The organism is Tessaracoccus sp. O5.2 (assembly GCF_964266725.1).
GTDB lineage: Bacteria > Actinomycetota > Actinomycetes > Propionibacteriales > Propionibacteriaceae > Arachnia > Arachnia lapidicapta.
In genome coordinates this window covers 38,721-47,722 of the sequence record NZ_CAXWGV010000005.1, presented here as the reverse complement: position 1 = coordinate 47,722, position 9,002 = coordinate 38,721, and the positions used below count along the sequence as shown (strand labels likewise).

Annotated in this window: 11 protein-coding genes and 2 pseudogenes; 7 read left to right on the top strand and 6 right to left on the bottom strand. The window is 71.4% G+C overall.

Annotation, left to right across the window (positions count from 1 at the left end):
* The first annotated feature begins 33 nt into the window (after window positions 1-33).
* The 5 genes from ACFQPD_RS03205 to ACFQPD_RS03185 all read left to right on the top strand — a co-directional run bounded on the left by ACFQPD_RS03205 (window position 34) and on the right by ACFQPD_RS03185 (window position 3,914).
* Complete coding sequence (locus ACFQPD_RS03205) at window positions 34-1,041, top strand: LacI family DNA-binding transcriptional regulator (RefSeq protein WP_385898344.1); 1,008 nt, start codon at window positions 34-36, stop codon at window positions 1,039-1,041.
* Between the two features lie 53 nt (window positions 1,042-1,094).
* Window positions 1,095-2,291, top strand: a complete 1,197-nt coding sequence (locus ACFQPD_RS03200; RefSeq protein WP_385898341.1) for a cytochrome P450 — start codon at window positions 1,095-1,097, stop codon at window positions 2,289-2,291.
* Between the two features lie 22 nt (window positions 2,292-2,313).
* Window positions 2,314-2,790: a glutathione peroxidase gene (locus ACFQPD_RS03195; RefSeq protein ID WP_385898338.1), complete on the top strand. Its 477-nt coding sequence runs from the start codon at window positions 2,314-2,316 to the stop codon at window positions 2,788-2,790.
* Window positions 2,672-3,349 carry a DUF1295 domain-containing protein gene (locus ACFQPD_RS03190; protein ID WP_385898335.1) on the top strand — a complete coding sequence of 226 codons (678 nt, stop codon included), beginning with the start codon at window positions 2,672-2,674 and terminating at the stop codon, window positions 3,347-3,349. Before ACFQPD_RS03195 ends, ACFQPD_RS03190 begins: the two co-directional genes overlap by 119 nt.
* A 187-nt stretch (window positions 3,350-3,536) precedes the next feature.
* The gene (locus ACFQPD_RS03185) at window positions 3,537-3,914 is read left to right on the top strand and encodes a VOC family protein (RefSeq protein ID WP_385898332.1); all 378 of its coding nucleotides are present in this window, start codon (window positions 3,537-3,539) and stop codon (window positions 3,912-3,914) included.
* Between the two features lie 148 nt (window positions 3,915-4,062).
* Here the strand turns inward: ACFQPD_RS03185 and ACFQPD_RS03180 are convergent, their stop codons facing one another.
* Both ACFQPD_RS03180 and ACFQPD_RS03175 read right to left on the bottom strand, forming a co-directional pair.
* Window positions 4,063-4,365 (bottom strand): hypothetical protein, encoded by a 303-nt coding sequence (locus ACFQPD_RS03180; RefSeq protein ID WP_385898329.1) that lies wholly within the window; start codon window positions 4,363-4,365, stop codon window positions 4,063-4,065.
* Window positions 4,362-4,823 (bottom strand): VOC family protein, encoded by a 462-nt coding sequence (locus ACFQPD_RS03175; RefSeq protein ID WP_385898327.1) that lies wholly within the window; start codon window positions 4,821-4,823, stop codon window positions 4,362-4,364. Before ACFQPD_RS03175 ends, ACFQPD_RS03180 begins: the two co-directional genes overlap by 4 nt.
* A gap of 228 nt (window positions 4,824-5,051) precedes the next feature.
* On the opposite strand from ACFQPD_RS03175, the gene ACFQPD_RS03170 reads away from it, so the two are divergent.
* On the top strand, window positions 5,052-5,429 hold the full coding sequence (locus tag ACFQPD_RS03170; protein ID WP_385898464.1) for a serine hydrolase domain-containing protein: 378 nt from the start codon (window positions 5,052-5,054) through the stop codon (window positions 5,427-5,429).
* Window positions 5,369-6,040 (top strand): hypothetical protein, encoded by a 672-nt coding sequence (locus ACFQPD_RS03165; protein ID WP_385898324.1) that lies wholly within the window; start codon window positions 5,369-5,371, stop codon window positions 6,038-6,040. Before ACFQPD_RS03170 ends, ACFQPD_RS03165 begins: the two co-directional genes overlap by 61 nt.
* Window positions 6,041-6,136: 96 nt before the next feature.
* On the opposite strand, the pseudogene ACFQPD_RS03160 reads toward ACFQPD_RS03165, so the two are convergent.
* The 4 genes and pseudogenes from ACFQPD_RS03160 to ACFQPD_RS03145 all read right to left on the bottom strand — a co-directional run.
* A pseudogene (locus tag ACFQPD_RS03160) lies at window positions 6,137-6,385 on the bottom strand (WS/DGAT domain-containing protein); the annotation flags it as partial.
* Window positions 6,363-6,557 (bottom strand): annotated as a pseudogene (locus ACFQPD_RS03155) (WS/DGAT domain-containing protein); the annotation flags it as partial. The pseudogenes ACFQPD_RS03160 and ACFQPD_RS03155, both read right to left, overlap by 23 nt.
* Before the next feature lie 128 nt (window positions 6,558-6,685).
* Window positions 6,686-7,342, bottom strand: coding sequence for a wax ester/triacylglycerol synthase domain-containing protein (locus tag ACFQPD_RS03150; RefSeq protein ID WP_385898322.1), 657 nt, complete (start codon window positions 7,340-7,342; stop codon window positions 6,686-6,688).
* Entirely contained in the window at window positions 7,339-8,946 is a 1,608-nt protein-coding gene (locus ACFQPD_RS03145) for a gamma-glutamyltransferase family protein (protein WP_385898319.1), read from the bottom strand. The genes ACFQPD_RS03150 and ACFQPD_RS03145 overlap by 4 nt, the downstream gene beginning before the upstream one ends.
* Window positions 8,947-9,002: the final 56 nt, after the last annotated feature.

Sequence of the window (9,002 nt, the reverse complement as noted above, 5' to 3'; positions counted from 1 at the left end):
CCTAGGCTTGGCCACAGCTGTGAGGAGGAGAGCATGTCGAGCGGAGCGGTGCGGACGACACGCGGGGCGACCCGCGACGACGTCGCCCGCCTCGCCGGCGTGAGTTCCGCCGTCGTCAGCTACGTGGTCAACAACGGGCCGCGGCCGGTGGCCGAGGCCACGCGCCAGCGGGTACTGGACGCCATCGACAAGCTGGGATACCGGCCCAACGCGGCGGCGCGGTCGCTCATCATGGGGCGCTCTGACCTCGTCGGGCTCGTGGTCCCGGACGTCCGCAACCCCTACTTCGCGGCGCTGGCGCAGGCGGTCGAGGTGGAGGCACGGGCTGCCGGGGTCAACCTCGTGTTGGCGCAGGGGTCGACGGGGCATCTCGCCGAGCTGGTGGAGTCGCTCAGCGGGCACCTGGTCGCGGGCATCATCACCGCGGCCGTGCCCGAGCCTGCTGCCGTCGAGGTGATCCTGCGCAACAAGATCACGATGGTCCGGTTGAGCCTCGTCCCGCCGGACATCGACGCGACCTCCGTTCTGCCCGACTTCTACGAGGGCGGCCGGGAGGCGGTGCGGCACCTCATCGAGGTGCACGGGCACCGGCGGATCGCCCTGGTCGCCGGGTCGGACACCCCGGACAGCCACACCGTCGTCGACGATCGCGAGCGGGCCTGGCGCGACGTCCTCGCTGAGGAGGGACTACCGCGCGACGCCATTATCCGGGTCAACTGGTCGTCGGCCGCCGGCCGCGAGGCGGCGGAACGCCTGGTGCGCGACTTCCCCGACTGCACGGCGGTGTTCGCCATGTCGGACCAGCAGGCCATCGGCCTGATCGCCGGCCTGCACGGACTCGGCCGGTCCGTCCCCGACGACATCGCGATCACGTCCTTCGACGGTTCCCCGGAGGCCGAATTCACCATCCCCCCGTTGACGACGGCGAGTGTCCCGATGGCCGCGATGGCGAAGGCGGCGGTCCGGCAGCTGCTCCACCCGGGCGGGAAGGGCCAGGTGTTCAAGCCCGAGCTGATCGTGCGAACGTCCTGCGGCTGCTGACCGGGACCAACGGATCCGCGACCGAATCGGCGGCGTCGCCCTAGCCTGGAGACATGAGCGCCGAGACCGCCTGTCGTCGCATCTCCGTCAAGCCCGGGGAGGCCGATTCACCCCGCGTCGAACGCGTCGACGGGGTGTGGCGGGTGCGCTCCACCGAGGCCGTCCGACAGATCCTGCGCGAACGCGACGCCACCGCACAGGCCGGTTTCAACTCCGAGTCCATCCCCGACGGGACCATGGCCGACGAGCCCATCCTCTTCATGGACGGCGAGCCGCACCGCCAGCAGCGCAGCAAGATCGCGCGCTACTTCGCGCCGAAAACCGTGGCGGCGAGGTACCGGGGGTTGATGGAATCGCGGGCCGACGCTCTCGTCGCGGAGATGGTCGGGGCTGGCGAGGCAAAACTCGACGACGTGTCCCTGCAGTACTCGACCGAGGTGGCCGCCCAGGTCATCGGGCTCACCGACTCGCGCATCGACCGCATGGCCCGCCGCCTGGAGCGCCTCTTCGACCAGCCGTCCTTCGACCCGGCCTCGTCTGAGCCCGAGGGTCGCGTCGCGAGCACTGTGCGCCAGCTCCGCGGCAGCGTCCCCATGCTCTGGTTCTACCTGTGGGACGTGCGGCCCGCCATCCGTGAGCGCCGCAAGGCGCCGCAGGAGGACGTCATCAGCCACCTCCTCAAGGAGGGCTACGGCATCCCCGCGATCCTCATCGAGTGCGTCACCTACGGCGCTGCGGGCATGGCGACCACCCGCGAGTTCATCTCGATGGCCACGCTGCACCTCCTGCGCGACGACGCGCTCCGCGCCCGCTACGTCCAGGCGGACGAGCCCGAGCGTTATGCCATCCTCCACGAGATCCTGCGGCTGGAACCCATCGTCGGGCATCTCTACCGGCGCGCCCAGCGCGGGTTCAGCTTCACCGACGGCGGCCACACCTACACCGTCGAACCGGGCGATCTGTTGGACCTGTTCATCCGCCAGGCCAACGCCGACCCGGCCACCGTCGGCGAGGCGCCGCTGGACCTGTGCCCCGCGCGGCCACTCCCCCGCGGCATCGGGCCCGAAGTGATGAGCTTCGGCGACGGCCCGCACAAGTGCCCCGGTAACGCCTTGGCGATTCAGGAGACCGACATTCTTCTGACAAGGTTGTTCGCCCACCGGGTGACGATGCTCCGCGAACCTCAGCTGGGGTGGGACGACATCATCTCCGGCTACGCGCTGCGCGACGTCGCGGTCGCCGTCGGCTGACCGGCACACCTACAGTTGGCTCGTGACTACGCTCTACGAATTCTCCGCGTCCACCCTCTCCGGCCGGGAGCAGTCGCTGTCCGAGTATCGGGGCAAGCTCGTCCTTGTGGTGAACACGGCCTCCAAGTGCGGCTTCACCCCGCAGTTCGCCGGTCTGGAGAAGCTGTACTCGACCCACTCCGACGAGGGGCTCGAGGTTCTGGGGTTCCCCTGCGACCAGTTCGCCGGGCAAGAGTTCGACGACGCCGCCCAGATCGCCGAGTTCTGCTCCCTCAACTACGGGGTGACCTTCCCCATGTTCGGCAAGGTCGACGTCAACGGTGACGATGCGCACCCACTCTTCGCGTGGCTCCGCACGGAGGCCCCCGTGCCGCTGGGCGATGCCATCGAATGGAACTTCACCAAGTTCCTTGTCGACCGAGAGGGTCACGTCGTGCGCCGTTACGCTCCCAAGGTCGAGCCGTCGGCGATCGAGGCCGACATCGTGGCGCTCCTGTGACCCGCTCCGCAGCCGACCGCACGGCCCTGATCTCGCTGCCGTTCGTCGTCCTGATGGGGTCGACGCCCGGGCGCTACTGCTGTCGGCCCTGGTGCTCGCCTGGGCGGCGCGGCTCGGCACCTTCCTGGCCCGGCGGGTCCACCGGGCGGGCAAGGACGACCGCTTCGACGACCTCAAACCGTCGATCATCCGGTTTATCCAGGGCCTCTGGATGACGCTCACGGCCGCCGCGGCCTGGGTGTCCATCACCTCGGCCACCCGGGTGGGGCTGGACTGGTTCACAGGCAGCTTCATCTCCACTGGTCTGTGGGGACGGTCCCGGCACCCCAACTACTTCGGCGAGATCGTGCTCTGGACCGGTGTCGCGATGATCGCGCTGCCCACGCTCCAAGGCTGGCAATGGGTCGCGCTCGTCTCACCCCTCTTCGTGACGCTTCTCCTCACCAAGGTGAGTGGCGTCCCGCTGCTGGAGAGGAAGGCCGACATTAAATGGGGCGGACAACCCGACTACGAGGCGTACCAGGCGAGCACCCCCGTCCTCATCCCCAGGCTCCGGTGAGCAGATTCAGCTGGGCGACGGTAGGCCGAGGCTACCTGCGCGCCATCTGACGCAGATGTTGCACGGCGGAGCCAATGTCGCGCTCGGCCAGCACGGATGATCGCCGTGCCCATCGGAGGCGCTGGTGCGCGTGCCAGACTCGGGCGAGGACGCCGTCGGACCGGCGGCCCACACAGGGAGGACAGGCATGCCGCACGGAGACATCACCCACATCGACATCCCGGTGACGGACCTCGACCAGGCGCAGCGCTTCTACAGCGAGCTGTTCGGCTGGCAGATCGCGGAGCTGCCCGGCTTCGAGGGCTACCCCATGTGGCAGGCCCCCAACAAGATCAGCGGAGGGGGGCTGGCGCCACGGGGTGAGGGTTTCACGCAACCGCGGTCCTACGTGGAGGTCGACTCGATCGACGAGGCCCTCGCCAAGGCCCAGGCGAACGGCGGCCGCGTGCTCATGGCCAAAGCGCCGATCAGCGAGACCAGCTGGTGGGCGATTTTCGAAGACCCCTTCGGCAACCACATCGGTCTGTACGAGGGGACGACCGACACGCAGTCCCCAGAAGCCTAGGGTTCGCCGGGCGTGAGCCAGGTCCCCTAGTGTCCGCGAGACCAGGGTTCCGTCTCCGGTCGGAACCGCCCGGCAACTTTCTCGCTGTGGAGCCGACTGCGTGCATATGCACGCAAGAAGCCCTCCAGCGAGAAAAGTGCGGATGAGGTCAGCTCCCGCCGAGAAACACCGCCGCCAGGAACGCGGCATAAACAACGGCGGCCGCGACCGCCAGCACCTCCGAGGCCCGCTGCCATCGGCCGCGTAGCGCGGCCACCGCCAGAGCTCCTGCGAGGAGGGCCCAGACCACCTGATGCCCCCACGCGACGATCAGACGCGACCAGCCCCCATCATCCGGGGTCTCGACGCCGTCCCCCACGGTCGCGAACACGACGGCGATCACCGCCGCCGCCACCGCACCGGCCGTGTAGAGCCACCGGCGCCGCCGGGGCGCGTCCTCACCGCCGGTCACGTCGCGGGGTCCCCGGGCGCGGGGGCCGATGAGAGCAGACCAGCCGCCTCCATGAGCTCGACGCCGAGCGGGCCGGGGTTGTAGGCGACCTCCCACCGGATCCCGTCCGGGTCGGCGAAGTACCCGCTGTAGCCGCCCCAGTCCCGGGTCTGCCCCGAGACCACGTCCCGGGCACCCGCGGCGGCGGCATCGGCGAGCACCGCATCGACGTCTTCCGGCGCCGGGACGTTGTGCGCAAGGGTGAGCGGGACGAGGCCGTCGCCGCGGGCGATCGGGCCGACCTCGGCCTCGAACTGGTCCTCGTCCCAGAGTGAGAGGACCAACGTCGGCGCCAGTCGGATCATGACGATCCCCTCGGCTTCGAAGGCCGGCTCCCAGCCCAGCCCGTCGACGTAGAAGCGCCGTGCGGCGCTCACGTCGGTGACTGCGAGGGTGATGAAGTTCACTCGGGCGTCCATGACCCGACGGTACCGGCCGAGAACGCCACTTGACCGGAGTTCGGAAGCTGAGGACGCTGGAGGTATGCGTGTCGCCGACGGTCTCGACCGGCTTGCGCGATGGTCGCTGGTGACCGCCGCGGCCGTCTCGGGATCATCGTCGCTGCCGCCGGGCTCGGGTAGCGCGCACCCCAGCCACCTACCGCTGCATCGGGGTCGTGGGCGACTCCCGAGGAGCTCGGCGACTTCATCGCGCAACGATCGGCCGATCTGCGCCTGGCGGGTGTGGCGGTCGTCGTCGTCCGCGACGGCGACGTCTACGAGGAGAGCTACCTCGGGACCTCCGGGGGCGGCCGCCCCGTGACGGCAGACACGCCGTTCGTGCTGGGCTCCACGAGCAAGCAGTTCACCGGACTCGCCGTCCAGCGGCTCATCGCCGACGGCCGACTCGCCCTCGACACCACGGTCGCGGAGGTTCTGCCTGATGTGGAGGCGGACGGGGACGTCGGGCGCATGTCGGTGCGGCAGCTCCTCACGCACACCTCCGGCCTCTGCTGCAGGCCCACATGGGCAGTGTTCCGACAGACCTGCCCGACGAGGTCCTCGCCACGGCGCGGGAACCCCTGACGACCATCGACCCGTACTCGCAGTACGGCTCCGGCTGGTTGGTGCGGCCATTGTGGGAGCAGCTGGTGTCGGTGGGCGATCCCGTTGACGGGGCGGACCTGCCGTCGTGCGTCGAGCATCTGGGCAGCACCTATCGTTCCCAGCCCTATCTGATGGCGTGCCCGTCGCTCGGGTTCGGGATCGCTGCGCTGACCAACACGGGGGCCGGCATCGACACGACGAGGTGGTCGCGTTTCCAGACCGACCTCACGCATCTCGCACTCGGCACGCCGACGCCCGCGCCGGGGTTCAACCCCGTCGAGTCGAACGCGCCGGTGATCATCCCCGGTCTGCTGCTGGCGCAGGCCCTGACCCTGCTGCCGCTGACAGCTGTGCGCAGCGGCACGTGGCGCGCAGTGCTCGCCCTGGGCGGCGCCATCGTCGGGCCCGTCCTCTGGTGGGGATACGCCCCGACCCGGCTCGGCCCACGCCTGCCGGTTGCCTCCCTCTGGGCGCAGGCGCCCGAGCTGGGGATCGCCACGTTGGTCAGCACGGCTTTGGCGCTGGTGGCCGCGGCCTTGGCAGCGACGTGGGCGGCATGGCGTCGGCACGGCCCGGCGCGCAGGAACTGACCAGGAGTCGGGCTCCCCACTACTACAGGCGGCAGTAGTCTCCCCCAGGCCGGGCCGCACCCGTGAGCGGCCAGCTCCTCGCCGCAGCTCCGCAGCCAGCGCGCGTCCCAGCACCGCTGCGTTGAGCGCGTCCGCGTCGGCGTGCACCGCGACCTCCAGCCGCCCCGCATAGGACATCGCGGCCACGCCGAGCCGCACGTTGCCCTGGATGGGCGCCACGGGCCAGGCGCGCAGCAGCGGCGCTCCGCGACGGCCAACGGACGTTCGGGGCCCCGGACGTTGGTGACGAACAGCGCGATGAACCGCTGGCGCCGGGCGAGGCGAGCGAAGATCCGCGAACCCCAGCGGCTCCGCGTGAGTTCGAAGCTGCCTGGTCGCGGGCCGCCTCCTTCGCCTCGCGGGTGACGGCCGCGATGCGGACCATGCGGTCAGCGGCGTCGGCCACGCCAGTCGGGAGCCGCGCGAGCATCACTCCTACAGCGTTGCCCGACCGCCCGTGCCCACCCGGGAGTGCCACCGGAACGCTGGCGGGGAGGACGGGCGGTACCGGCTGGCCCGCCTCGCGCAGCGCGGTCTCGGCTCCGCCTGCGACGGCGGACAGCAGGGCGTCGTTCACCGTCGCCCCAACACGCTTGGCTCCCGCACTCACGGCACCCAGGTCGTCGTCGACGAAGGCGACGCCGCGGCGCGGTCCGATGGGGGGCCGAGCAGCACGGTGCGTGCGACGGTGGGCCGGATCACCGCCGCGACCCTCACGAGGCCTGCGGCCACTCTGCGGATGCGCCGACGCAGGCTCGTCGGCCGGCGGGGCGCGACGGCGGTAGGCGTGGCCCTCGTCTCATCGGCGTCACCCCCGAAAAGCTCCCGGACCAGCCGGACGCCCGCCACCCCGTCGGCGACACAGTGGTGGACGCGCAGGATGATCCCGGGTGCCGTGGGGGCCGCGCCGGGGACGACGAGCAGCTCCCACAACGGCCGATCCGCCGGCAACGGCCGCGTCATCAGCCGTCCGGCGAGGTCGGCCAAGCCCTCCACACCCCACACCGCGTCGACGGACCGGATGTGCCAGGTGAGATCGGGCGGGGAGTCGTCCCAGTAGAGGTCGCCGCCCCGCCCCCGCACGCGCTGCATGAACCGTCCCAGACCGACGCTCCGGCCGGGCGCTCTGAGGCACGCGTCGATGGCCCGGCGGAGCTGCGACAGGTCGGCGGTCCCGCCCGGGGCGACGAAGCCACCTGGGGCGAGGAGCCCGGCCAGGAGGAAGGCGTTGACCGCTGTGGCTTGTCCCGAGCCGGGGGTCACCAGCCCATCGGGTAGCCGTCGGCCCGCGGCTCCGAGCCCGCGACGACGACGCTGGCCGAGTCGTGCGGGTCCAGCCGCCAGATGGCTTGTCCGCGCCCGAAGACCGCCGGGTTCGCCGCGACCTCGACGTCGTGGCCCTGCCCACGCAGGCGCGTCACGACGCCCTCCCCTGCCGCACCTTCCACCTGCACCCGGCCCGTCCCCGGGTCCCAGAACCAGCGCGGCCGGCCGAGCGCGGTCTGGGGGTCGTCTCCGCCGTCGACGGTGTGCAGGACCATCTGCACATGGCCCTGCGCCTGCATGTCGCCTCCCATCACGCCGAAGGGGCCGACGGGGGCGCCGGCGCGGGTGAGGAACCCGGGGATGATCGTGTGGAACGGGCGCTTGCCCGGGGCCAGCTCGTTGGGATGCCCCGGCTCGAGCGAGAAGCCGGCGCCGCGGTTCTGCAGCGAGATGCCCGTTCCTGGCACGACCACCCCGGATCCGAAACCGTGGAAGTTGCTCTGGATGAAGCTCACCATCATCCCGCTGCCGTCGGCCGCGCAGAGGTAGACGGTGTCAGAGGAGCGGGGATCCAAGGCACCGGGAGGCACGGCCCGCGGCCCGATGGCGGCGCGGCGGGCGGTCGCGTGCGCTGCCGACAGCAGTGCCTCGACGGGCACGTCGACGACCCCCGGGTCACCGACGAGCGCGTGAGCGTCCGTCAGCGCCAACTTCACCGCCTCGATCTGCCGGTGCCAGTCGGCCGCCTCCTCGGGCGCGAAGCCATCGAGGACGTTCAGGGCGATGAGCGCGGCGATCCCCTGGGCGTTCGGCGGAATCTCCCACACCTCGTGATCGCGGTACCGGGCGCTAATGGGCGTGACCCACTCGCTGCGGTGACCGGCTAGGTCATCAGCGGCGAGCCGCCCCCCGGTCGCGGCGGCGAAGGCGACGATGCGCTCGGCGAGGTCCCCGCGGTAGAAGACCTCGCCGCCGGTGTCGCCGATGGCGGTAAGCGTGGCGGCCATCTCCGGGCTGCGCCACACCTCGCCGACGCCGGGGGCCCGGCCGCCGGGCGCGAACAGCGGCAGAAATCCCCGAGCGCTCGGCTCCGACTGACGCGACTGCGCCGCCGCGACACCACGTCCCCACCCCCAGGCGACGACCCCGGAGACCGGGAAACCCTCGTCGGCCAGGGCGACGGCGGGCGCCAGGACCTCGGAGAACCCCAGCCGCCCGAAGCGCTGGTGCAGGTCCGCCCAGCCGCGGACCGCCCCCGGGACGGTGACGGATTCCCAGCCCGTGGTCGGCATGACGGCCCGTCCGTCGCCCCGCAGCCGCGCGGCCGACGCCGAGGAAGGAGCCCTGCCGGAGCCGTTGAGCCCGAGGAGCCGCTCCCCGTCCCAGACCAGCGCGAACGCGTCCGAGCCCAGACCGTTGCTGCACGGTTCCACGACCGTCAGGCACGCGGCCATCGCGATCGCGGCGTCGACGGCGTCGCCCCCGGCGCGCAGGATCGACAGCCCCGCCTCAGCGGCGAGGGGCTGGGACGTGGCGACGGCGCCCCGGCGGGCGAACAGGGGCTGTCGTCGGCCGGGTTCTGCGAGGGGTGGCAGGTGCATGGTGACCATCATGGCCCCGAACTGCGGCAACGCACGTGACGATTCTCAACGCCCCC